At 74.1% G+C, this 22,698-nt stretch carries 16 protein-coding genes and 2 tRNA genes; 13 read left to right on the top strand and 5 right to left on the bottom strand.

Annotated elements, in window-relative coordinates:
• Window positions 1-53: 53 nt before the first annotated feature.
• The 3 genes from ABT299_RS42165 to ABT299_RS42155 all read left to right on the top strand — a co-directional run bounded on the left by ABT299_RS42165 (window position 54) and on the right by ABT299_RS42155 (window position 5,506).
• Window positions 54-3,977 (top strand): SseB family protein, encoded by a 3,924-nt coding sequence (locus ABT299_RS42165; protein ID WP_500254185.1) that lies wholly within the window; start codon window positions 54-56, stop codon window positions 3,975-3,977.
• Entirely contained in the window at window positions 3,974-4,342 is a 369-nt protein-coding gene (locus ABT299_RS42160) for a UCP033725 family protein (RefSeq protein WP_190866548.1), read from the top strand. The genes ABT299_RS42165 and ABT299_RS42160 overlap by 4 nt, the downstream gene beginning before the upstream one ends.
• A 273-nt stretch (window positions 4,343-4,615) precedes the next feature.
• Window positions 4,616-5,506, top strand: a complete 891-nt coding sequence (locus ABT299_RS42155) for a hypothetical protein (RefSeq protein ID WP_500254184.1) — start codon at window positions 4,616-4,618, stop codon at window positions 5,504-5,506.
• Window positions 5,507-5,570: 64 nt separating this feature from the next.
• Here the strand turns inward: ABT299_RS42155 and ABT299_RS42150 are convergent, their stop codons facing one another.
• The gene (locus ABT299_RS42150) at window positions 5,571-6,161 is read right to left on the bottom strand and encodes a hypothetical protein (RefSeq protein ID WP_500254183.1); all 591 of its coding nucleotides are present in this window, start codon (window positions 6,159-6,161) and stop codon (window positions 5,571-5,573) included.
• Between the two features lie 77 nt (window positions 6,162-6,238).
• Window positions 6,239-7,054 carry a TrmH family RNA methyltransferase gene (locus ABT299_RS42145; protein ID WP_500254182.1) on the bottom strand — a complete coding sequence of 272 codons (816 nt, stop codon included), beginning with the start codon at window positions 7,052-7,054 and terminating at the stop codon, window positions 6,239-6,241.
• A gap of 330 nt (window positions 7,055-7,384) precedes the next feature.
• On the opposite strand from ABT299_RS42145, the gene ABT299_RS42140 reads away from it, so the two are divergent.
• The 3 genes from ABT299_RS42140 to ABT299_RS42130 all read left to right on the top strand — a co-directional run bounded on the left by ABT299_RS42140 (window position 7,385) and on the right by ABT299_RS42130 (window position 13,177).
• Window positions 7,385-9,700: a substrate-binding domain-containing protein gene (locus ABT299_RS42140; protein WP_500254181.1), complete on the top strand. Its 2,316-nt coding sequence runs from the start codon at window positions 7,385-7,387 to the stop codon at window positions 9,698-9,700.
• A gap of 266 nt (window positions 9,701-9,966) precedes the next feature.
• Window positions 9,967-11,481 (top strand): RNA polymerase sigma factor, encoded by a 1,515-nt coding sequence (locus ABT299_RS42135; RefSeq protein ID WP_500254180.1) that lies wholly within the window; start codon window positions 9,967-9,969, stop codon window positions 11,479-11,481.
• A 208-nt stretch (window positions 11,482-11,689) separates the two neighbouring features.
• On the top strand, window positions 11,690-13,177 hold the full coding sequence (locus ABT299_RS42130; protein ID WP_190866533.1) for an RNA polymerase sigma factor: 1,488 nt from the start codon (window positions 11,690-11,692) through the stop codon (window positions 13,175-13,177).
• A gap of 19 nt (window positions 13,178-13,196) precedes the next feature.
• Here ABT299_RS42130 and ABT299_RS42125 read toward each other — a convergent pair whose 3' ends face one another.
• A complete protein-coding gene (locus tag ABT299_RS42125; protein WP_500254179.1) occupies window positions 13,197-14,282 on the bottom strand; it encodes a phosphotransferase family protein in 1,086 nt (361 codons plus the stop codon).
• Window positions 14,283-14,753: 471 nt separating this feature from the next.
• On the opposite strand from ABT299_RS42125, the gene ABT299_RS42120 reads away from it, so the two are divergent.
• On the top strand, window positions 14,754-15,491 hold the full coding sequence (locus ABT299_RS42120; protein ID WP_500254178.1) for a hypothetical protein: 738 nt from the start codon (window positions 14,754-14,756) through the stop codon (window positions 15,489-15,491).
• A gap of 36 nt (window positions 15,492-15,527) precedes the next feature.
• Here the strand turns inward: ABT299_RS42120 and pdxR are convergent, their stop codons facing one another.
• Window positions 15,528-16,988: a MocR-like pyridoxine biosynthesis transcription factor PdxR gene (gene pdxR, locus ABT299_RS42115; protein WP_500254177.1), complete on the bottom strand. Its 1,461-nt coding sequence runs from the start codon at window positions 16,986-16,988 to the stop codon at window positions 15,528-15,530.
• Window positions 16,989-17,057: 69 nt separating this feature from the next.
• Between pdxR and ABT299_RS42110 the strand changes: the two genes are divergently transcribed.
• The 6 genes from ABT299_RS42110 to ABT299_RS42085 all read left to right on the top strand — a co-directional run bounded on the left by ABT299_RS42110 (window position 17,058) and on the right by ABT299_RS42085 (window position 20,230).
• Entirely contained in the window at window positions 17,058-17,699 is a 642-nt protein-coding gene (locus tag ABT299_RS42110) for a pyridoxamine 5'-phosphate oxidase family protein (RefSeq protein WP_500254176.1), read from the top strand.
• Window positions 17,700-17,742: 43 nt separating this feature from the next.
• Complete coding sequence (orn, locus tag ABT299_RS42105) at window positions 17,743-18,339, top strand: oligoribonuclease (protein ID WP_190866527.1); 597 nt, start codon at window positions 17,743-17,745, stop codon at window positions 18,337-18,339.
• Window positions 18,340-18,409: 70 nt separating this feature from the next.
• Window positions 18,410-18,485 (top strand) — tRNA-His (locus ABT299_RS42100).
• 68 nt (window positions 18,486-18,553) lie between these two features.
• Complete coding sequence (locus tag ABT299_RS42095) at window positions 18,554-19,372, top strand: hypothetical protein (RefSeq protein WP_500254175.1); 819 nt, start codon at window positions 18,554-18,556, stop codon at window positions 19,370-19,372.
• A gap of 129 nt (window positions 19,373-19,501) precedes the next feature.
• Entirely contained in the window at window positions 19,502-20,074 is a 573-nt protein-coding gene (locus tag ABT299_RS42090) for a response regulator transcription factor (RefSeq protein WP_190866522.1), read from the top strand.
• A gap of 83 nt (window positions 20,075-20,157) precedes the next feature.
• Window positions 20,158-20,230: transfer RNA gene (locus tag ABT299_RS42085), tRNA-Lys, on the top strand.
• A gap of 113 nt (window positions 20,231-20,343) precedes the next feature.
• Here the strand turns inward: ABT299_RS42085 and ABT299_RS42080 are convergent.
• Complete coding sequence (locus tag ABT299_RS42080; RefSeq protein WP_500254174.1) at window positions 20,344-22,440, bottom strand: nuclease-related domain-containing DEAD/DEAH box helicase; 2,097 nt, start codon at window positions 22,438-22,440, stop codon at window positions 20,344-20,346.
• Window positions 22,441-22,698: the final 258 nt, after the last annotated feature.

Raw genomic sequence — 22,698 nt, 5'->3', positions numbered from 1 at the left:
GGACGAAACAGGGGGTGGCGGCGGTGGCCGACGCGTGGCGACCCACGTCGGACTTGGAACGCCGACTGGAGGAGAGCGTACGGGCCGGAGACCAGGAGGGCTACTTCCGCATCCTCGCGGGCAGCGAGCTCGTGGTGCCCGTCCCGGACGACGCCGTCGACGGGGTGCTCGCCGGGCGGTCGGGGCCCGCCTGGCCGACCCGCGAGGAGGACGGCCGCGTCCACGTCCTCGCCTACACCTCCGCCGCCGCGATGCGCGCCTGCCTCGGCCCGTCCTGGCGGCACTTCATGACGCTGCGCTTCGGCGACCTCGCCGAGACCTGGCCCGACGCCCGCTGGTGGCTGGCCGTCGACGCGCCCGGCCACCCGGGCGGCGTCCCGCTGCCGATCGAGGCGCGGATGCCCGCCTGGTTCGTCCGGCAGGTCGCCGACGGCGACGGCCGCCCGCCGCAGGTCGGCCGCCCCGACCTCGCGTCCGCCGCCGCCCCGGCACCCGCACCCGCATCTACGCCTGCCCCGGCGGCACCGCCGGCGCCGGAGCCGCCCGCCCCCGTGGCGGAGCCCGCACCGGAACCGGCTCCCGAACCCGCTCCCGAGCCCGCGGCGCCACCCGCTCCGGCTCAGGCCGCAGCGCCGCCGGCCCCCTCGGCCCCGTCGCCGCCGGCCCCGTCATCGCCGGCGTCGGACGAGTCGCCGTGGGAGGAGCTGCAGGGCCAGCACCGCGAGCTGCCCCGCGAGGCGCCCCGCGAACCGGCCCGGCCCGAGTTCCACCCCGCCAACGACGTCGAACGCGAACTGCTGCGCGCCGCTGCGAACAACGACCACGACCTGTTCCTGCAGACGATGGCGGACACCGAGATCCTGCTGCCCGTCCCGGACGACACCGACTACACGCTCCGCCCCGGCCGCCCCGGCTTCCCGTGGCGGACCCGCGAGATCGACGGCAACACCGTCGTCCCCGTCTTCACCTCCCCCGAGCGCCTCATCGAGGCCGCCCACGCCGCCGGGACCGGCACCGAGTACATCAAGCTGCCGTTCACCGTCGCGCTGCGCTACTGGCCCGACCACGGCTGGCTCCTCGCCATCAACTCCGGCTCCCCCGCCGGCGGCACCGTCATGGCCGCCCAGCTCCCCGGCCTCGCCACCTGGGCCGACCAGCGCGCCGCCGCCCGGATGACCGACCGGTTCGAGCCGCAGAACGACATCGAGCAGCGCCTCTTCGACGCCGCCCGCCGCCGCGACACCGACACCTTCTTCAAGGTGCTCCTCGGCGCGCAGGTCCTCGTCCCCGCCGACCCCGACACCCCGTGGGGCATCGCGCCCGACGACCCGGCGTTCCCGTGGCGGCCCGTCACCGTCCACGGCCGCACGTCCGTGCAGCTGTTCACGTCCCTCAAGTGGATGAACGAGGCGATCGGCTCGTCCCGCTTCGTGATGCCGAGCCTGCTGGACGTCGTGTCCGCCTGGCCCGACCCCGAGTGGACGCTCGTCCTCAACCCCGGCACCCCGATCGACGCCACGATGCCCGGCGAGCAGGTCCGCGCGCTCAGCGGGCCGCCGCGCACCGCGCCCGAGAAGGCCGCCACCCCGCCGTCGGCCGCTACTCCTCCTCCCCCGGAGAACCCCGCCGTTCCCGTCGCACCGGCCGTCCCGTCCACGGACGCGTCCCCGGTGCCCGACGGCGCGCCAAGCGAACCGGCCTCCACCGGCACCGGCACCGGCCCGCAGCAGCGGCCCGGCTACGTCCCGTCCGACCCCGGCGTGGCGGCGATCCCGACCGGCGAGGCGGCCCAGCCGTCCGGTAGCCACGCCGCCCCGAGCCCTGCCGAGCCTGAGCAGCCCGCCTTTCCCGCTGCCGATCCCGCCGTCCCCGGGCCGCCGGACCAGGCTCCAGCGGCACCTTCGGTCACGACCGGCGGTCACCCGACCGCCGTCCCGCCCCTTCCGGCGGAGCAGCCCGCCTTCGGCGCTCCAGACCCCGCCCCGGGAGCCGACCCGCGCCACGACACGGGCCCGCAACCCCAGGTCAGCGCGCCGAACCACGAGCCCACGGTGCCCTCGGCCACCTCCGGCGGATACCCCACCACCGGCCCCACACCACCGACCGAACAGCCCGGCCTCAACGCGCCGGCCCCTGCCCCCGCGCCGGGAGACGATCCGCGCCACACCGGGCCACAACCGCAGGTCAGCGCACCCAACCACGAGCCCTCGGCGCCCTCGGCCACCTCCGGCGGATACCCCACCACCGGCCCCACACCGCCGACGGAATCGCCGGGCTTCAACGCGGCGGACCCTGTCCCCGCACCGGGAAACGACCCGCGCCACACCGGGCCACAACCGCAGGTCAGCGCACCCAACCACGAACCCACGGCACCCTCGACCACCTCCGGCGGATACCCCACCACCGGCCCCACACCGCCGACCGAACAGCCCGGCCTCAACGCGCCGGGAGACGGTCCGCACCAGACCGGTCCCCAGCCTCAGGTCAGCGCAGCGGACCACGAGCCGGCGGCACCGTCCACCACCTCCGGCGGGCACCCCACGGTCGTGCCGCCGCAGCCGCAGGTCGGCGTTCCGGGGGGCGGTGAACCGGTGGCGCCGCCGGTTCCGCCCGGTGGGAGAGAAGACGCGCCCGCTTACGGGCCGCAGCCGCCGGCCGCAGAGCCGTCCTACGGTGCGTACAACACGGCCCTGCCCGGAGACACCGGCCCGCAGCACCTCCCCGCCACGGAAGCGCCGGCAGAGCCCGAGCCGTCAGTGCCGGACGCGGCGGGCGGTTACGCGCCCGAAGCCAACGCGTCCACCGTGACCGGCGGCCACGCGATCGTCGGCCTGGGTCCCGCGAGCGACTCGCCCGCCCCGGAGTCGACCGCCGCGACGGAACCGCCGGGCGACCCGCAGGCGCCGGAGCGGCGGCTGCGGCCGGTCGGCGCCCCCGAGCCAGAGTTCGAGCCCGGCAACCGCATCGACCAGGAGCTCTACGAGGCGGCCCTCGGCGGCGACTCCGACGCGTTCCTCCGCGTCCTGCTGAACGCGAACGTCCTCGTGCCCATCCCGGCGGACGCCCCGCTCGAAGTGACGCCGGTGCAGCGCGAGTTCCGGTGGGACGCGGCGCTGCGCGACGGCACCGCCGTCCGGGTGTTCACCTCCCTCGTCCGGCTGCGGGAGGTCCTGCCGGAGTCCCGGTTCGTCTACGCCGACTTCCGTGAGCTGATCGGCGCGTGGCCCCGCGACGACTGGGCGCTGCTACTCAACCCGGGCACGCGGATCGGCGCGTCCCTGCGCGGTGACCAGGTGCGGGCGCTGAGCGAGTGGGCCCTGCGCGTCGGCCTCGTCCAGGCGCGTCCGGCCGCGCCGCCCGCCCCGCGGGAACCCGCCGCGGACATGACCGTGCAGGACGTCGTCACGGCGGCCCCGGCGCGGACCGAGGACCTCGACGACCGCGTGTCCCAGCCGACGATCATGCAGAAGGTCGTCCCGCACGGGCACGTCGGCTGGTACCTGGAGCAGGGCTACGACCGCGTCGGCGGGTTCGTCCACCCGACGGGCGACGTCGCGGAACTCCAGACGCCCGTCCAGCTGTACGAGGCGCTGGGGCTCCTCTATGAGGACACGCCGTTCTCGCCCGCCGACGAGGGCGTGTACGTCATCCGGTGGCCCGCGTACTGCCCCGACCTGTACCGGATCCCGTTCGGCGGGCGCGACGCGGAGGAGATGGCCTCCTGGGGCGACGCGGGCTGGGTGATCGAGCGGCCCCCGTTCGTCGGCGGCGGGTTCGCGCCCGGCAGCGCGGGCTCCATCCGCGAGTACAAGGTGGACAGCGTCCGGCTCCCGTACGGCGCCGAGATGTACTACCTGGGCATGGATCGTTCGGAGAGGTTCGTCGCGATGTACGACCCCGACCGGCTCGCGTGGCTGCGGCCCGACGCGTCCACCGGTTCCGACGGGCGCGACGGCCGGGCGGGAGCGGCGCAGTGATCAGGGACGGCTACGTGGCGCGCTGGCTCGGCCGCGACTTCGAGGCGGCGCCGGGCGCCGACGGCGAGGTCCGGCTCTACACGCCGGGGCCGACGGACGGGTTCGAGGAGCTGCGCCCCGGCCGGTTCCGGCGGATCGTGCCGGCGTCGGAGGTCGAGGAGCTCCGGTACGTCCGGACGACGTGCCGGTGGCGCGGGGAGCGGTTCGTCATCGTCGGCGAGCACGAGACGTGGCTGCGCGTCGAATATGTCGGCGGCCGCGCCCCGGTGGCCGAATCGCTCGGCCTCGAACGCATTGACCAGGGCGTTTGGCAGGCGTGGGCGCCCGCCACGGAGATAGAGGACGTCCGAGAGGAAGTCATGTGAACGTCCCCGGGGTTGCTTTGGCCCGTTCATCCGTGTTCGCATGAGTCCTGGGACGATCTCCCGGGTACAGCGGGCACAGGCGCTCAAAGGCGATGCGACGGAGGTGCTGGGGCGGTGTACTGCCGACCGGCGGTGAAACCGATCTTTGTTGGGCTCGGGGCGGCGGCCGTCCTCGCCGCCGGAGGCGCGTCCGCCTCCGCCGATGACACCACGTCGCCGGCCCCTTCCGACTCGGCCTCCGCATCACCCAGTCCGGCGCCGAAGCTCACGGTGGTGGCGTCGGTCGAGAGCCCGGCGAACGCGGGAACGAACGCCCTCGTCACGACGCGGGCGTCCACCACCACGGGCACCGCCGAGGCCGTCCATGTGGTCTCCGTCACCCTGAGCACGTCGAACAAGGCCGCGAAGGCGTCGTTCACCGAAGGATGCCGGCCCCCGTCGACGGTCAAGCTCTGCGACTTCGGCAACGTGGGCGCCGACCCGAAGACGGTCACGACCTCCGTCTTCGTTCCCAAGAGCCTGCCCAAGTCCATGATCGTCACCGTCACCGTCACCGTGGCGGGGACCGCCGACGGCAAGGACCTGACCGGCAGCGACACGGCGGCGGTCACCTACCGCCCGCTGAAGACGTCGGCGCCGCCGACCACGTCGAAGCCGACGAAGTCGCCGTCCAAGTCGCCTTCGCCGTCCAAGAGCGCGACGCCGTCGGCGTCGGCGTCCGGCGGCGGGCACGGCTCCTCGTCCGGCGGCGGCAGCGGCAGCGGATCGTCGGGCGGCACGAGCGGGACGACCGGGGGCAGCGGGACGACGTCCGGTAGCGGTTACGTGCCGCCGGAGCCGAACTCGTCGTTCCAGGCGAAGAACCCGCAGGTGGCGTTGCCGCCGATCGCGGCGCCGAGCCCGTCGATCGCGCCGAACACCGTGTCGGTGACGCCGGAGAGCAGGCTGCGCGGGAACAAGGCCCCCGTCGCGCAGGACCTCACCTTCGAGCGGGTCGCGAGCACGCAGGTCGCGTGGCTGGCGGCGCTGATGGTGGCGATCGCGGTGCTGCTCACGCAGCTGCGGCTCGGCAAGCGGCGCGCTCCCGCCGGCGCCGCCGCGGCCGCCATGCGCCGCGCGAAGGGCATGCACCGCCGGACGCGCCGCGGCATGTTCGGCAAGTGAGCGACGCAGTCATCCGGGCAAGCCATTGTCATGGTGCGCGCCACCGGCTTTAGCGTGCCGTTTTTCAACCGCTCTTCCGTGTTTTGGCGGCATTGGCCTGGGCTGTTTCAGCGGCGCCCTGACCTGCCGCGCGGTCCGCTGAGCGGCGCAGCAGGCCGGCGCATCCCTTCAGCAGTTTCAGCAGCAGGAGGAAGATGGCGCCGCCCGCCCCGAAGTAGACGAGCGCGCACAGGATGGCCCATATGAACGAGGGCCGTGACGTCCCTTTCTTGACTATTTCGTAGGACGTTCCGGCCTTCCCGTGCTCTTCGCGGATCTCGAACGTGACCTTGCCGTGCACCGGCCGCCAGGTCTTGAGCCGGGGCCGGTGGACGAACGAGGGCTCGTACGGCGCTCCGTCCTTCTCGAGCGCACATCCGTACTGCGCCCAGCCGGTGATGGCGTCGCGGTGGCAGGACGTCACCGTGGCGGTGTCCACGGTCAGGGTCTTGCCGCCGTTGCGGACGAACGACAACGGCGCGAGCAGGAACTCGACGGCCAGAAGGAAAGACGAGATCAGCAGGGTCGCGGTGGCCCAGCGAGGCGGACGTTCCAGGCGCAGAGCGAGGTCGCGGCGCTTCCTCGCCCGGCGGGATCGCTCGGTCTTTCGTCCCACAGAAGCGACTCCTTGTGGCGGCGCGGCGAAAGACGATATCAGGCGCGGCCGGCTCTGCGGCAGGACCGCAGGTCACGTCATGCGCGGCCGAGGGCGTGGCAGGCGATGGCGGCCGCGGCGGTGACGTTGAGGGAGTCGACGCCAGCGGCGAGGGCGCCGGGGCTCATCGGGATGCAGACGCGCTCGTCGGCCTCGTCGAGCCAGTGGGACGTCAGGCCGTCGCCTTCGGACCCGAGGAGCAGGGCCGCGCGGTCGCCCAGCGGGGCCTTGTCGAGCGGCGTGGCGGTCTGGTCGGGGGTCAGGGCCAGGAGCGTGAAGCCGGCGGCGCGCAGTAGGCCCAGGTCATCGTGCCAGTTGCCCATCCGGGCGTAGGGGATCGCGAAGACCGCGCCCATGGACACCTTCACCGCGCGCCGGTAGAGCGGGTCGGCGCAGCGGGGCGACAGGACGATCGCGTCGATGCCGAGGGCGGCGGCGCACCTGAAGATCGAGCCGACGTTCGCGTGGTCGACGAGGTCCTCGAGGACGAGGATGCGGCGGGCGTCCTCCACGACGGCGCCGAGGGGCGGGAGCGGGAGGCGTTCGAGGGAGGCGAGGGCGCCGCGGTGGACGGGGAAGCCGGTGACGCCTTCGAGGGTGGCGTCGTCGGCCACGTAGACCGGCGCGTCGACGCTGTCAAGGACGTCCGCGAGGGGGGCGGTCCAGCGGTCCGCCATCAGCAGGGAGCGGACGGGGTGGCCGGCGGCGATCGCGCGGCGGATCACCTTCTCCCCCTCGGCGAGGAAGAGTCCGTGCTCGGCCTCGAGGCTTTTGCGCAGGTTGACGTCCCGGAGCCGGGTGTAGTCGGCCAGCCGCGGGTCGGCCGGGGAAGTGACGGTGACGAAGCTGGCCATGCCTCGATTGTGCCGGAGGGAGCGCGGTGCCCGGGTCGCGGCAAGGGGGCGGGGCGGCCGGTTCCGGCCGCGCGCGACGCTTCCGGTTTGCGGCAGGATCACGCTCGGTCCCGGCGTCCGCGCGGGCCCGGTCCACCCATGATCGCGGCCCCGGCGCCGCCCCGTGCCGCCCCGAACGCGGGGCGTGACGGTGGGGAGGCAATGCCAGGATCGTCCGGACATACGCTGATGACCTGCGTCATCATCGATTTTGAGTTCTTTGTAACCTCTAGTTCGTACTACTACAGTGCCGTGGAACATCGGCGGGTTTCTGGTGAATCGAGGGCAGCCATGAGCGGACGTCATCGCAATGACTTCCCTGAGGGGGACGGGGGCGGTCACGACCCGTCCACGCCCGTGTTCGGACCCGCGAACGACGGGTCCTCCGACTGGTTCGGCACCAGGGACTCCCAGAGCCGCCCGCTGACCCAGGAGCCGCAGGCCGGGCCGCCGGGCGCGCCCGCGGCCCCGCCCCCCGCCCCGCCGCAGGCGTCCGGGCCGGGCGAGACGCCCGAATGGTTCACGCCGCGCCGCTCGGCCGAGGAGCCGGTCTACGGCGCCGGCGGCTTCACCGGCGCGTCCGACGCGGGCGGGTACGGGCTCGGGCGGTCCGGCGGGTACGGCGCGCAGGACCCGATGGCGGCGCCCACGCCGCAGGAGCCGCCGCCCGGCCGGTCCTCGTCCCCGCTGGCCGGGACGGGCTACAGCGAGTACGACGCGATCCGCAGCTCGGACGAGACGCCGGCCGGGTTCTTCGGCGGCGGGTCCGCGGGGTCGGGCGGCTCCGGCGGCTACGGCGGCGGATCGGGCGGCGGCGGCGGATCCGGCGGATCCGGCGGCTATGGCGGCGGCACCGGCGGCTACGAGTACGGCAAGCGCAAGCGGAAGCGGAGCAAGGCCGCGCTGATCGGGCCGATGGCCGGTGCGGTGGGCCTGGCGCTGCTGCTCGGCGTCGGCGTGTACGCGTTCGCCGAGAGCGGCGGCGGCTGCTCCGGCGACGACGCGCTGAGCCTGTCGGTCGCGGCGGCGCCCGACATCCAGCCGGTGGTCGTGAAGGCGGCGGGCCGGTTCAACGACGCCAAGCACAAGGTCGGTGGCAAGTGCGTACGGGCCGACGTGAAGAAGGCCGACCCGGCGTCGGTGGCGACGCTGCTGTCCGGCCAGGGCGTCGCGGACTCGGCGAACGAGCGGCCGGACGTGTGGATCCCCGACTCCTCGCTGTGGACGGCGCTCGCCCGCGGCGAGGGCGGCGACAAGAACCTGGAGTCGGCGAAGACCTCGCTCGCGAGCAGCCCGATCGTGGTGGGCCTGCCGAAGTCGCTGGCCGTCCAGCTGAAGAAGCAGGGCGTCACGGCCAGCCCGTCCTGGGACAACCTGCTGAAGGCCGCGGGCGGTGTCGCGGGCGGCGCGGTGACCAAGAACCAGATGATCCCGGCCGGCTCGGTCCGGATGGTGGTCCCGGACCCGACCAAGAACGCCGCCGGCATGGGGTCGTTGATGATCACCAGCATGCTGCTGGCGAACGACCCCAACAAGGACTCCATCTTCACCGGCATCGTCAGGACCGTCCGGGAGAACCTCGTTCCGTCAACCACGGAGGAGTTCGCCCACTTCAGCAAGGACCGCACCGGCAAGCAGCCGATCTCCCTGTCGTCGGAGCAGGCGCTGTGGAGCTACAACCAGACCAAGCCGGCCCAGCCCGCGGTGGCGCTGTACCCGACCGAGGGCACGCTGTCGATGGACTACCCGTACACCGTCACCGCGCAGGGCGGCGATGAGCAGAAGGCCGCGCAGCTGCTCGAGAAGGCGATGACCACCGACGCGACCCGCAACGACCTGCGGCAGCTCGGGTTCCGGACGTCCGACGGCAAGGCGCCCACCGGCTTCGGCGCGGCGGCCGGGGTCAGCCCGGCGCGCCCGCGGCAGCTCCCGTCGCCGAAGAGCGGCGACGTCGCGCAGGTCATGCAGGCGTGGTCGAAGCTGACGCTCGGGCTGCGGATGCTCACGCTGATCGACGTGTCCGGCTCGATGGCCGAGCAGGTCGCCCCGCACACCAACCGGCTGCAGGCGATCGCGCAGGTGTCGCAGGGCGGCCTGGCGATGATGTCGAACGACACCGAGCTCGGCCAGTGGCTGTTCTCCACGAACATGAACGGCAAGACGCCGTACAAGCAGACGGTGCCGATCGGCGCGCTCGGCGACCGCATCGGGTCCACCACGCGGCGCGGGCTGGTGCTGTCCTGGCTCAACCAGATGAAGCCGAAGCCGACCGGCGACACCGGGCTCTACCGGACGATGCTGGACGCCTACAAGCTGATGAACAAGACCTACAAGCCGGAGTTCGGCAACTCGATCCTGCTGCTCACCGACGGCCAGAACGACGACCCGGACGGGCCGACGCTCGACCAGACCCTGGCGGAGCTGAGGCGGCTGAAGGACCCGAACAAGCCGATCCAGGTCAACATGATCGGCTTCGGCAAGGGCGTCGACCGGGGCGAGCTGGAGAAGATCGCCGCGGCGACCAACGGGAACGTCCAAGTCGCGATGACGCCGCAGGAGATCTCCAAGATCTTCCTGAAGATGCTGTCGCGGCGCATCACCTCGTAGCGCTCCGACCGCGCCCGGTAGTTCCGTGATTTTCTTGGATTCGGCGTCAACCGGGCGCGGGGGTCGATCGTCATTTCATGTGGAGGCCCGACGGGGAGCGGGGCCGTCGGGCCTCCGACCTCTTCTCCTCCCCGGCCCGCGACGGGGAGCCGCCCGGAGCGCGGGCCGGGAGAGCGGACCGCTCCCCTGACTTCCCTGAGTCCGTCCGCGACGCCGCGGACGAGGACCGCCCCAGAGGCAGCACCCTGATCCCGCGGGAGGACCCTGTGTCCGGTTGGCCCACCCTCGACCGCGCGGACGACGAACGTCTCGCGCGGGAGCTGGCGGCCGGCGATCCCGGCGCCCTCATCCAGGTCATGGATCGCTACGCGGCCCGCCTGTACGACTACTGCCACGCGCTGCTGCGCGACCAGGAGCCCGCGGCGAGCGCCCTCCACGACGCCCTCGTCGCCGCGTACGCGCAGGTGCCGGTGCTGCGCGAGCCGGAAAGGTTCCGCGGCTGGCTGTACGCGCTCGCCCGCAACGAGTGCATGCGGCGGCTGCGCGACCCGGACCGCCCCACCGAACGCCACGAGGCGCCCGAGGTCGGGGACGGCTTCCTGGACGGCGAGGAGCTCACCCGGCGGCTGGAGGCGCGGCGGCTGGTGCACGGCGCGCTGGCGGGGCTGCGCGGCCGCGAGCGGGAGGCCCTCGACCTCATGCTGCGGCACGGCCTGGACGCGGCGGACATCGGCGCCGTCCTCGGCCTGGACGCGCAGGAGGCCACCGACCTGACCGGCACCGCCCTGGCCCGCCTCGACGACGCGCTCGCCGCCGCGCACATCGCGCACTCCGGGCGCGACGACTGCCCGGCGGTCGCCGACCTCGCCCCCGACGGCGACTGGCCGCTGCCGCCGCCCGCCGTCCGCCGGCTCGTCCACCACATCCAGGGGTGCCCGGTCTGCTCCGAGCGGCGCGAGCGGAACGTGTCGGCGGCGCGGCTGCTGAACGTCCTGCCGGTCGCGATGATGCCGACCGACCTGCGCGGGCACGTCATGGCGACCGCGACGGACGCGGCGCTCGCCGCCGACATGGCGGCCATCGCGCACCGGGCCGGGCCGTTCGACGCGTGGGGCTGGCCCGAGCACCCCGGGGAGGCGCACGCGGAGCAGCGGCGCCGCGGCACGCCGCGCGCCCTGTGGCCCGCGCTCGCCGCCGCCGCGGCGGTCGTGCTGATCGTCGTGGGGGCCTTCTTCCTGATGCCGGGCGGGTCGCCGGGGAACACGAGCGCGCAGTCCGCGCCGTCGGGCTCGTCGTCGGCACCGGACCCGTCGGAGTCCACGACGTCGCTGGACCCCACGAAGTCGCCGACGCCGTCGGCGACCAGCACGTCCCCGACGCCGACGCCCACGCGCACCTCGGCCACGCCCACGCCGACGCGCACCCACACGCGGGCGTCCCACTCCAGCAAGCCCGCCCCCACCCACAGCAAGCCCACCAAGGGCACCCTGTCGGTGACCGGATGCAGCATCTCCGGACCCGGCGGCAGCTGTCCCGTGTCCGTGCGCGCGGTCGGCGGGAGCGTCAGCTGGTCCGTGACGGGCACGTCGTCGTCCCTCATCAGCGCTGGCGGTAGCGGTACGCTCCCGAGCGGCGGCTCGACCACCGTCACCGTCACCCTGGCGGACTCCTGCACCGAATCCGGCGGCGGGACGGTCTCCTTCTCGCCCGGCGCGGCCGCGTCCGTCACCTGGACCTGCGCCTCGCCGAACGGGCAAGGCGGCGGCTCCGGCGGGCAGTGAGACCCAGATCACATTCGCTTGCGTAGTCGCTGTTCCGGAAGGCGATACGGCCACGCCGCGTACCGTCACGGTCACAAAATTCGGACCAACGGGAGAAATTCCATCAAGTTGGTGGCAAGATCGGGCAACCAGAGCGCGCCTGTAGGCGTCCAGACGCCGGCGCTCACCGGGGGCACGATCGACGACACTGATTCGACTGGAGGGTTCCGTGGCCGGTGAGCCGGGGTCCGCGCGCAACGACGACCTGAGGCTGGCGGAGTCGCTGCGGGCCGGGGACGTCATCGCGCTGACCGAGGTGTACGACGCCTACGCTCCATTCCTCTTCGACTACTGCCACGGCCTGCTGCGCGACCGCGTCGAGGCGGCCGGGGCCCTGCGCAACTGCGTGATCTCGGCCCGCGAGCACGTCGGGCGGCTCGGCGAGCCGGACCGGCTGCGCGGCTGGCTGTACGCGATCGCCCGCAAGGAGTGCATGCGGCGCCGCGAGAGCCCGAACCGGCACCTCGGGCAGGAGGCGCCGGAGGCGGAGGACGACCTGTCCGCCGAGCAGCTGGCCCGCCGCGAGGAGCGGCGGCTGCTCGCGCACAGCGCGCTCGCCGCGCTCAACGGCCGCCAGCGCGAGGCGATCGACCTGTCCGTCCGGCACGAGCTGGACGAGGTGGACCTGTCCGGCGTGTTCGGCATCCCGCTGGAGGAGACCCTCGAGCTCGTGGAGCGGTCGCGGACCGGGCTGGACGCCGCGATCCGCGCCGCGCTGATCGCGCAGAACCACTGGAAGGACTGCCCGAGCGTCTCGGCGCTGACGGAGTCGTGGCCGCTGGCGCCGCAGACGGCGGCGTCGCTGGTCCGGCACGTGGCGAGCTGCCCGGTGTGCGCGGAGCTGGAGACGCCGCCGCTGCCCGCGGACCGGCTGCTGTCGGTGCTGCCGATCGCGGCGATCCCCGCCGACCTGCGGCTGGACGTGCTGACGGCGGCGACGGCCGAGGACCGGGCCGGCAACCGCCGGGCCATCGCGGCGTGGACGGAGCCGTTCGACGAGTACGGCTGGCCGCTGCCCTACGACGCGACGCCTGCGCGGGCGAAGGACCGCGGCACCGGCGGCCGGCGGCGCGGCCCGATCATCGGTGCGGCCGCGGCCGCCGTGGCCGCCGTCGTGGTGCTGGCCGGGGCGATGACGGCGTTCGGCGGCGAGGGCGAGCCGGACGCGGCGGGCACGCCGTCGTCGGCGTCGACCGGCGCCGGCGCCGGCGGTTCCGGCGACCCGAGCGTCCCGGCCGAGCCGATGCCGAGCGACCCGTCCCCGACGGTGTCGACCACGTCGCCGTCACCGTCGAAGTCCCCGTCGGAGTCGCCGTCCGCGTCGAAGTCCTCGTCGACGTCGGCGACGACCAAGCCGCCGTCCCAGCCCACCACGCAGGCGCCGCCCCCGCCGCCCCGGACGGGCCATCTGGCGGTCAGCGGATGCGACATGCACGTGAGCGATTCCTGCACGGTCACCGTCCGGGCCGTCGGCGGCCCGGTGAACTGGCGCGTCACGGGGACCTCCGGCGAGCTGAGCGCGCACGGGTCCGGGCACCTGGCGGCCGGCCAGAGCGCCGGCGTGTCGGTGTCGCGGACGAACGGCCTGTGCTGGGGCTCGAGGAACGGGTCCGTCTCGTTCGCCCCGGGCGGGTCCGCGTCCGTCGGGTACTGCTGACGCGGCCCGCCCGGGAGGGTCACCAGGGGGAGCCGGCGTCGAGGACGGCGTGGGCTCGGCCGAGCAGGAGCGGGACTGCGGCGCCGATCTGGTCGAAGCCCTCGCCGACGGTCGCGTTCTGCAGGAAGCGGGCGTGGATGCCCTCCAGGATGACGGCGAGCTTGAAGCACGCGAACGCGACGTAGAAGTCGAGGTCGGCGAGGTCGAAGCCGGTCAGCTCGGCGTAGCGCTCGGTGAACTCGCGACGGCTGAAGAACCCCGGCGCGGCCGTGATCGTGGCGCCGACGGGGAGCTGCTCGGCGTCGCCGGGCTCGGCCCAGTAGACGAGGGTGAGGCCGAGGTCGGACAGCGGGTCGCCGAGCGTCGACATCTCCCAGTCCACGACGGCGACGATCTCGGGGCGCGGCTCCAGCCGGGCCAGCGCGTTGTCGAGCCGGAAGTCGCCGTGGACGAGCCGGGCCGGGGCGTCGGCGGGGAGCCGCTCGGCGAGCCGCGCCACGAGCCGGTCGTACTCGGGCAGGTCGTGGGTGTTGCCGGTGGCCTTGATCGCGTCCTGTGAGCCGTCCCACTGCTTGCCCCAGCGCTTGAGCTGCCGGGCCATGTAGCCGGTGGGGCGGCCGAAGTCCTCCAGCCCGGCGGCCTTCACGTCCACGGTGTGGATGGCGGCGAGCGCGCCGGCGAGCGCCTCGCTGAGGCCGCGCGCCTGCTCCGGGGTGAGGTCGTCGGCGTCCTCGCGGGTGCGCAGCACGCGGCCGTCGACGTAGTCCATGAGGTAGAAGCGGGCGCCGATGACGTCCTCGTCGTCGCAGAACGCGAGGGTGCGCGGGACGGGCACGGAGCCGGCGTCGCCGAGCGCGGACAGCACCCGGTACTCGCGGCCCATGTCGTGGGCGGTCGGCAGGACGTGCCCGAGCGGCGGCCTCCGCAGCACGATCCGCCGCCCGCCGGCGAGGGTGAGCCCGTAGGTGAGGTTGGAGCGGCCGCCCGCGATCAGGTCGATCGCGCTGATGCGGCCGGCGCCGGGCAGTTCGCGGGCCAGCCAGTCCGCGAGGCGGGGGACGTCGATGCCGGGCACCCCGGCCGGAAGGTCAGCGTCAACGGTCATGACCCACCATTAGAACGCGGCTCGGTCCGGGCCGTGCAGCCGCCCCCCGGAGTGGGGCCCGCAGAGTGCGGCCCGCAGCATCCCCCGGACGGGCCGGATGATGCGCTCGGTAACCCCTCGGCCACATCCGGACACCGGCCGAAGCCGGTAAACCGTACCCCCATCACGGTGGTGACCTGCGACGATGATGTCCGAAATGCCGTTAAACCTCCGAGGCGCTGAAACTTGCGGAGAAAACGGGTTTGCTCGGGTGGATTCGGAAGACGCCATGGGTACGCCTCTGCATCGACTGCCGCGAAGAGTGGGCTTCGTCGTGGTCGCACGCGCCTGCCGTTGTTCCCAGCCCGTGGCGGCAAGCTGGACTCATGGGTCCCGCTGGGCTAAGAGAAGAGGACTAGACCATTCGGGGCTAGACCGCCCGATTGGGGGGACGCAACCGTGGCAGACGCATGGCTGCCGGGAGCCGGCCGCATGCCGGCACGACACGACGGTGGAGCGCTACGGGGAGGTGCGCCCCGTGCCGTATGGCTGTCCGGTGAGTGCGATCCCCGCAGCGTCTCGGCGCGGTCGGCGGCCGCCGACCTGCTGAAGGAGGAACGGCCGCCGCACCTGGTCTGGCACCCCGGCTCCGGGGACGTCGTCCAGCTCGTGCCCGCCACCCGGGCGGCGCTCCTGCTCGGCCTGCCGGCCGGCCGCGAGGGCCGCGCCTGCGTGCAGATCATGGTGGTCGGCCAGTCGCGGGTACCGTTCACCGGCTCGCTGCTCCTCGGCGTCGAGGCGATCGTCGCGTGGCTGGAGACCTGGGGCGTCGCCCGCCGCTGGCCCGCCGGCCCCCCGCTGCCGTCGCCGCAGTCGTACCACGCGCTGCGGTCCCGCCGGGACTGGGCGCGCGGCGGCCACTTCGGCGCCTCGCAGGTGCCGATGGCCGAACGCCCCGACCCCGGCGGCATCGACATCCGCCGCATCACCGGCCCCGAGACCCCGGTCGCGCCGATCCCGGCGCCCCGCGCGCCGATCCCTGAGCCGCCCGGCGCGCCGCTGCTGCGGGCGCGCCCGCCCCGGGCCCACGACCCCGTCCGGGCGGACGCGGCCGACGCGCCCGCACGCCCGGCGAGGACGGCGCCGCTGCCCGCCCCCCAATCGACCCCCGACCATCCGCCGCCGCAGGGCGAACCGGTGCCGGTCGGTTCGCCGGCGCTGTCGAACTAGCTCCCGGCACGGTCTCCAGCGGATCCGGCGCCCGGCTCAGAGCGGGGCGCCGGACGCGTCCCGCCCGGATTCCGCCGCGTCCCCGGATACCGCCGCGTCCCCGGATACCGGCGCGGGCCGTGCCGCGCACGCCAGCTCGCGGACGATCGCGCATCCGGCCCGCAGCTCGGCGGGGCTGCCCGCCGAGCCGTAGCCGACGACGAGCCCGCTGAACGAGCGCGGCCCCGCGTGGTGGCGCTCCAGCGGGTCCACCAGGACGCCGCGGTCCGCCGCGTCCCGCGCGACCCGCTCCGCGACCGCGTGCGGCAGGTCCACGACGAGGTGCAGCCCGGCCGTGTCGCCGCGCAGCCGCAGCCCGTCCAGCGCCCGCACCACGACCTCGCGGCGCCGCGCGTACTCCCCGCGCATTCGCCGGACGTGCCGGTCCAGGTCGCCGCGTTCGAGGAACAGCCGGAGCGCGTGCTGCGGGACGACCGCCGTCCGGTCGTTCAGCTCCTCGCGCCGCAGCGCGATCGCCGCCACCAGGTCGGGACGCCCCACGAGCCAGCCGACGCCCATGTCCGCGGTGAGGATCTTCGCCGACGTGCCGAGGTAGACGACCACGTCCGGGTCCAGCCCGTACAGGGCGGGCAGCGGCGCGACGTCGTAGCGGAACTCGCCGTCGTAGTCGTCCTCGGCGATCAGCGCGCCCGTGCGCCGCGCCCACGCCAACAGCGCTTGCCGCCGCGGAACCGGCAGCACCCCGCCCATCGGGTACTGGTGGGACGGCGTCGTGTACACCAGGCGCAGATCGTCCGGAAGGCCGTCGACGATCAGGCCGTGCTCGTCCACCGGGCACGAGACGATCTCGGCGCCGCGCCCCTCCAGCACCGAGCGCGCGCGCCGGTACCCCGGCTCCTCCACGCCGACCCGGTCGCCCGGCCGCAGCACCGTCGCGGCCAGCAGGTCCAGGCCGTTCGTCGCGCCGCGCGTGATCAGCAGGCCGTCGACCGGGCAGGCCACGCCGCGGCTGCGCCGGATGTACTCGGCCAGCGCCACCCGAAGCTCCGGCACCCCGTGCGGCTCCTGCCGCTGCTGCGGCGGCATGCCCGCCGCGAGCCGCCACGCCCGCCGCCACGCCGGGGTGTCCAGCGCGCCGACCCACGCCATCCCCGGCCGCAGGTCGACCTCGCCCGGCCGGGCGGGCCTGCGGGTCCGCCCGGCCAGGCCGCGCGGCGGCTCCCGGCCCGGCGCCGGATCGGCCGCGACGCCGTCCGTCACGTACGTCCCGGACCCGTGCCGGCCCTCCAGCCAGCCCTCCGCGTACAGCTGCTCGTACGCCTCCGTCACCACCGTCCGGCTGACGCCCAGCAGCGCGGCCAGCGCCCGGCTCGCGGGCAGCCGCTCCCCCGCGGCCAGCCGCCCCTCCCGCATCGCGGCCCGCAACTGCCCGACGAGCTGGGCGTTCATCGGCTCGGCCGCGGCGCGGTCGATGGTGAGCGGCAGATCGATCGACAAAGTGGTCTCCGGCTTTCCGTTCCAAGTGGCTCTACTGACCAGGCCACTCGCGTCCTAGCGTAAACGGACATGAAGCCGCTTTCCGCCACGCCCCGCACCAGCCTCGGCCGCTACCCGGAACGCTCCACGCCCGACCGGGCCGTCCTCTACGAGATCCTCGACGCCGGCCTGATCTGCCACCTCGGCGTGGTCGTGAACGGCGCGCCCCGCGCCGTCCCCACCTGCTACGGCCGCCTGGGCGACACCCTCTACGTGCACGGCTCCACCGGCGCGTCCAGCATGATGACGGCGCCGTCCCAGGAGGTCTGCGTCACCGTCACCCACCTCGACGGCCTCGTCCTCGCCCGCTCGCTCTTCCACCACTCGATCAACTACCGCAGCGCCATGGTCTACGGCGTCCCGTCCCCGGTGACCGGCGACGACGAGAAGCGCGCCGCGCTCCGCGTCATCACCGAGCAGCTCGCCCCCGGCCAGTGGGACGCCGCCCGGCAGCCCACCCGCAAGGAGCTCGCCGGCGTCGCCGTCCTCGCGCTCCCGCTCGACGAGGCGTCGGTCAAGGTCCGCCAGGGCCCGCCCGGCGACGAGGACGAGGACTACGCCCTGCCGGTCTGGGCCGGCGTCCTGCCCGTCCGGCAGGCGTTCGGCGCCCCCGTCCCCGACCCGGCCCTCGCCCCGGGCATTTCCGTCCCCGCGCACATCGCCGCCCGGTAACTCGATGCCCCGCGCAGTCGTCCATGGTCGTAGGGTGAACCCCATGAACGAGCGGCTCGTGTGGATCGACTGCGAAATGACGGGACTCGACCTGCGCGCCGACGCGCTCATCGAGATAGCCGCTCTGGTCACCGACAGCGAGCTGAACATCCTGGACGAGGGCGTCGACGTGATCATCAAGCCGCCGCCGGAGTCCGTCGCGCAGATGACCAAGGTCGTCCGCGACATGCACACCACGTCCGGCCTGCTGGAGGAGCTCCCGGGCGGCATCACGCTGACCGAGGCCGAGGAGATCGTGCTGAACTACGTGCGGTCCCACGTCAAGGACGCCAAGAAGGCCCCGCTCTGCGGCAACTCCATCGCCACCGACCGGTCCTTCCTGGCCCGCGACATGCCCGCCCTGGACTCCCACCTGCACTACCGCATGGTGGACGTCTCCTCCATCAAGGAGCTGGCCCGCCGCTGGTACCCGCGCGTCTACTTCGCCAGCCCGGAGAAGAAGGGCGGGCACCGCGCCCTCGCCGACATCACCGAGAGCATCCAGGAGCTGCGCTACTACCGCGCCGCCGTGTTCGTCCCGCAGCCCGGCCCCGACTCCGAGACGGCCCGCGCGCTCGCCGCGGACATCTCGGCCGGCTGACGCCCGCCGCGGCTGACCCACTCCCCGGGAGCCGCTACACTACTGGGAGCCGGAAGCGATTCCGGCCACGGTGGGTGTAGCTCAGCTGGCAGAGCACTTGGTTGTGGTCCAAGATGTCGGGGGTTCAAGTCCCCTCACTCACCCCAGGCGAGAGAAGCCCTGGCCGTCGTGACGGCCAGGGCTTCTTCCTTTCCCCCCACGCAAGGAGATCGCCATGTCCTACGCCCCGTCGGTCCGCACGGACGTCCCGCCGCCCGCCGAACTCTGGGCCCGCGGCGTCGTCAAGGCCATGCTCGCCCCCTACCTCGACGACTGCGCCGGAAGGCTCCACGTCGACGGCGGCGGCCTGCGCACCGAGGACATCGGGAACGGCTACTGGGCGCTGAGGTGGGTCGAAGGCGGCCGGGCCGTGCTGTACGGCTACGACAACGACTACCCGGACACGCACATCCAGGACCTGCCCGCCGACCTGCTCGCCGGCGGCCCGGCCTGGCTGCCCTGGGAGTGGCTCCAGGGTCTCCTGGTGAAGGAGGGCTGGTCGGTGGCGTTCCTGCGCTGGTGGGACGGCGCCTGGGCCGGTGCCCCGATCCCCGAGGACGTCGACGACGGCCTGCCGATCATCCTCGCCGACGACGCCGTGAGCCTGGACGGGATCATCGGCGAGGACGGCTCCCCCTCGGCGGAGGCCCACGGAAACCTGATGCGCGCGGTGACCGAGGGCACCGTGGACCGGGCCGCCGTCGAAGCGCTGCTCGCCTCACTGGACCTGCACGGAAGCGACGCCCGCGAGGCGCTGGACGTCGCCGCCCGCGCGGGCGTCACGCGGGACGCCGTCCTGCCCGAACTGCCCGCCGGCCAGGGCGAACCGTCCGGCCGCCGCGTCCCGGTCGTCAACGACGACCACCTGCCGGCGGTGACGGCGATGGCGGCGCGCGAAGGCGTCCGGATCGGCGAGCCCACCGACGAGGCGCCCCTCGCGACCGTGCCGCCCCGGTTCTGCTTCAACGGCCCCGAGACGGCCCCCGCGCCCTGATTCCGGGGTCCCGATCCCGGCGGACCGGGGCATTCGCCTGCACGGCGCGCGTGCTCGTTCGTTGGCTCAGGATGATCGGACGGTTATGCTCCGTCCTTATAAACGCCAACGACACCCCAAGGGCGACGGATGAGTGTCGATGAGACCGCCCCACTGCGCGTGCTTGTGGTGGACGGCGACGCCCACGTGCGGGCGGATGTGATCTCCCTGCTCGACGGCAGCAGCGAGCTGCAGGTCGTGGCCGAGACCCACGACGCGGCGGCGGCCGTGCCGCTGGCGGAGCGGCTGCGGCCCGACATCGTGCTGCTGGACGCCGGCGCCGCGCACCACGCGACCCCGCTCAGCCGCTCGTCCCGGGTGTTCGTACTGGCCTCCCCCGACGACGGCCCCGCCGTCGAGACGGCGATCCGCGGCGGCGCCTGCGGGCACCTCGTGCCCGGCGCGTTCACCGTCCACGACCTCATCCGCAGCGTCCGCGACGCCAACCGGGTCTCGCTGGGCCTGTCGGCGCGCGAGGCCGAGGTGATGGACCTGATCGCCACCGGCCGCTCCAACGGCGAGATCGCCCGGCAGCTGTTCCTCAGCGAGAAGACGGTGAAGAACCACGTCAACCGCATCTACGGCAAGCTCGGCGTCAGCTCCCGCGCCACCGCGATCGCGCTGTGGCGGGGCATCGTGAGCGTCCTGCCGGGCAGGGAGTAACCGATTCGCACTGGTCCGCGGGTCCTGCTACTGTTCTTCCTGTCGCCAGGGACACCGGCCAAGGCCGGAGGCCCTCAAGACAAGCGCCGTTAGCTCAATTGGCAGAGCAGCGGACTCTTAATCCGCGGGTTCGGGGTTCAAGTCCCTGACGGCGCACGCGCTGGCCCTCCATGGTCGCGAGCAAGGCTCGCACCCGGAGGGCCTTTCCATTTCCCGGACCCGGGAAACCCGGTGAGGTGCGCCGGGACGGCGCCTCGGGCGCGGCGCGTTCAGCGGGCGCCGCCGCCGGCGACCGACCCCAGCCAGAGCAGGTCACGGGCGCGCGTCATGGCGACGAAAAGCTGCCGGCGGGCCAGTTCGGCCCGCTCCCGAGCCGCCGCGTCCGCGGTGCCCCCGTCCGCAGCGGTGAGGGCGGCGTCGTGGTGCGGCAGGAAGACGTGCTTGAACTCCAGCCCCTTGGCCCGGCGGTAGGTTCCGAGCTTCACCGCCTCGACCGGCCGCCCGTCGTAGCCCTCCAGCCGCACCACCGGAATGCCCGCGCGGGTCAGGAGCCGGTCGTAGCGGCCGATCTCCCGGCGCGACGGGCACAGCACCACCGCGCCCGCCCACGGCCCGGAGCCGTCCGGCTCCTCGTCCGCCAGCGCCCGGAGCGCCTCGACCAGCCCGCGGTCGTGCTCCTCCTCGTCCCCGGCCTCCACCCGGACGACCCGCCCCTCGTGGTAGGTGAGGTCGACGGCTCGGCGGCCGTTCGGGCTCGGGCCGTCCAGATCGTCGAAGGGGTCGCCGGACACCAGGTCCATCGCCGCCTCGAGGATCGCCGCCGCGTTCCGGTAGTTGGTGCGCAGGACCGCGCCCCGGCCCTTGACCGCGATGCCGGCGTCGCCGAGCCGGAACCCGCCCGGATACACCGCCTGCTGCCCGTCGCCGATCAGCAGCAGCCCGTTCGGGCCGTCGCCCGCCAGCGCGTGCAGCAGCTTCACGCCGACGAGCGTGAGGTCCTGCACCTCGTCCACGATGACGGCCGAGTACGGCGGATCGGCGGGCCGCTCCTTCAGCTCCGCCAGGGCCGCCAGCAGGACGTCGTTGAAGTCGCAGACGCCGCGCTCCTCGCGCAGCAGCTCGTACTCCTCGTAGAGGAGCCAGGCGGCCTCCCGGTGCACGGGCTGGAGCGCGGTCCGGCGGCCGTGCCGGGCCACCGTCCGGTACTCCTCCAGGGAGGTCAGCCCGCGCCCCTTGATGACGTGGTCGATCTCCTCGCGCCAGTACCCCGGCATCGGGTCGATCTCGGCGAGGGCGCTGTCGCGGCCGATCGTCAGCCAGGCGCGCGAGAAGGCGTCGTCCGCGCGGGCCGCGTTGAGCGGCACCTCGGCGCCGCGCTCGGCGAGGAACGCCGTCGCCCAGCCGTGCAGGCTGGAGAACTCGACGCGGTCGGCGAACACGCCGGCCATCCGCTCGAAGAGCCGCCGCTGCACGCGCGGCAGGTTGTTGACGAAGGTGACGTAGAGGACGCGGTCGCGGCCGCGCCCGGCGAGATGGGCCGCCCGGTGCAGCCCGACGACGGTCTTCCCCGTCCCCGCCGGACCGCTGATGCGTGCGGGTCCGTTCCAGTCGCGGCGGGCGATCGCCACCTGGTCCGGGTGCAGGAACGTCATCCACCGCTCGATGGGCGCGTGCAGGAGCGACTCCAGGGCGGCCTTCTCGACCTCTTCGGTCGCGAACAGGGCCGCGCCGTCGTCCTCGAGACCGGGGCCGCCGCCGGTGCCGCCCTCCTTGAGCGCGGCGGGCTCGTAGGCGGGGAACGCCTCCGCCAGGTGCGCGGCGACGACCCCCACCAGCGCGGGCGTCAGCCGCTTCGGCTCGGCGACCAGCGCGTGGACGAGGTCGGGATGGCCGAGCAGCCGGACCCGCCCCACCCGCGTGTCGAGGCGGTGCCCGGCGAACGCCATGACCGGGACCAGCGCGACCGGCGACAGCCCCAGCGCCGCGACCTCCTCCTCGGCGGTCCGCGTCATCGCCAGCAGCTTGCGGATCTCCTCGTCCCGGGGCACGCCCCCGGCGGCCAGCCGCCCGTCGCTGACGACCGGGCGGTCATGCCAGCGCTTCACGTCGATGACGAACACGCCGGCGGGACCGATGAGGATCATGTCGATGTTCGCCGCCCGCGTCCCCGGCCAACGGCGGTCCACGAGCAGCCGCCAGCCGACCGCCGTCAGCCCGACGAGCGTGGCGGCGACCGCCCGCTCGGCCTCGGCGGCGGCCTGCCAGCGCCCGGCCAGCCGGTAGGCCTCCCGGGAGCGCCGGGCCAGTTCGAGCGCCTGCTCGCGGGCGCGCCGTCCCCGTTCCCCGGCCGAACCGCCTGCCGCCATCGCCCCGCCTTCGCTCGGCATCCGGATCCCGCCAAGAAGTTACGCTCTTCCCCGATCAGCGGCAATTGTCGCCCGCCGCCACCGGGACGCGGCCCCCTCCGGACGCGACGAACCCCGCTCTCGTCCGGGGACGGGAGCGGGGTTCGCGAGTTGGGGGGATGTCGGGGGGAGCCGGGGGCGTCTGGTTAGGGATCCGTCCTGGCGGGGTCGGGTCATCCGAGGGGCTTGGGGGCGCCCTTGGTGCCGGCGCCGTGGCCC

Origin of the sequence: Spirillospora sp. NPDC000708 (assembly GCF_040299565.1) — a bacterium.
Taxonomy (GTDB): domain Bacteria; phylum Actinomycetota; class Actinomycetes; order Streptosporangiales; family Streptosporangiaceae; genus Spirillospora.
Note: the sequence above shows the minus strand (reverse complement) of the source record. Positions and strands in the feature narration are given on the sequence as shown.

Bases quoted from the DNA above. Each gene is read 5' to 3' on its own strand.
- ABT299_RS42145 (WP_500254182.1), bottom strand. From the start codon at position 7,054: ATGGCCAGCTTCGTCACCGTCACTTCCCCGGCCGACCCGCGGCTGGCC.
- ABT299_RS42140 (WP_500254181.1), top strand. From the start codon at position 7,385: ATGAGCGGACGTCATCGCAATGACTTCCCTGAGGGGGACGGGGGCGGT.
- ABT299_RS42125 (WP_500254179.1), bottom strand. From the start codon at position 14,282: ATGACCGTTGACGCTGACCTTCCGGCCGGGGTGCCCGGCATCGACGTC.
- ABT299_RS42120 (WP_500254178.1), top strand. From the start codon at position 14,754: ATGCCGGCACGACACGACGGTGGAGCGCTACGGGGAGGTGCGCCCCGT.
- ABT299_RS42110 (WP_500254176.1), top strand. From the start codon at position 17,058: ATGAAGCCGCTTTCCGCCACGCCCCGCACCAGCCTCGGCCGCTACCCG.
- orn (WP_190866527.1), top strand. From the start codon at position 17,743: ATGAACGAGCGGCTCGTGTGGATCGACTGCGAAATGACGGGACTCGAC.
- ABT299_RS42095 (WP_500254175.1), top strand. From the start codon at position 18,554: ATGTCCTACGCCCCGTCGGTCCGCACGGACGTCCCGCCGCCCGCCGAA.
- ABT299_RS42090 (WP_190866522.1), top strand. From the start codon at position 19,502: ATGAGTGTCGATGAGACCGCCCCACTGCGCGTGCTTGTGGTGGACGGC.
- ABT299_RS42080 (WP_500254174.1), bottom strand. From the start codon at position 22,440: ATGGCGGCAGGCGGTTCGGCCGGGGAACGGGGACGGCGCGCCCGCGAG.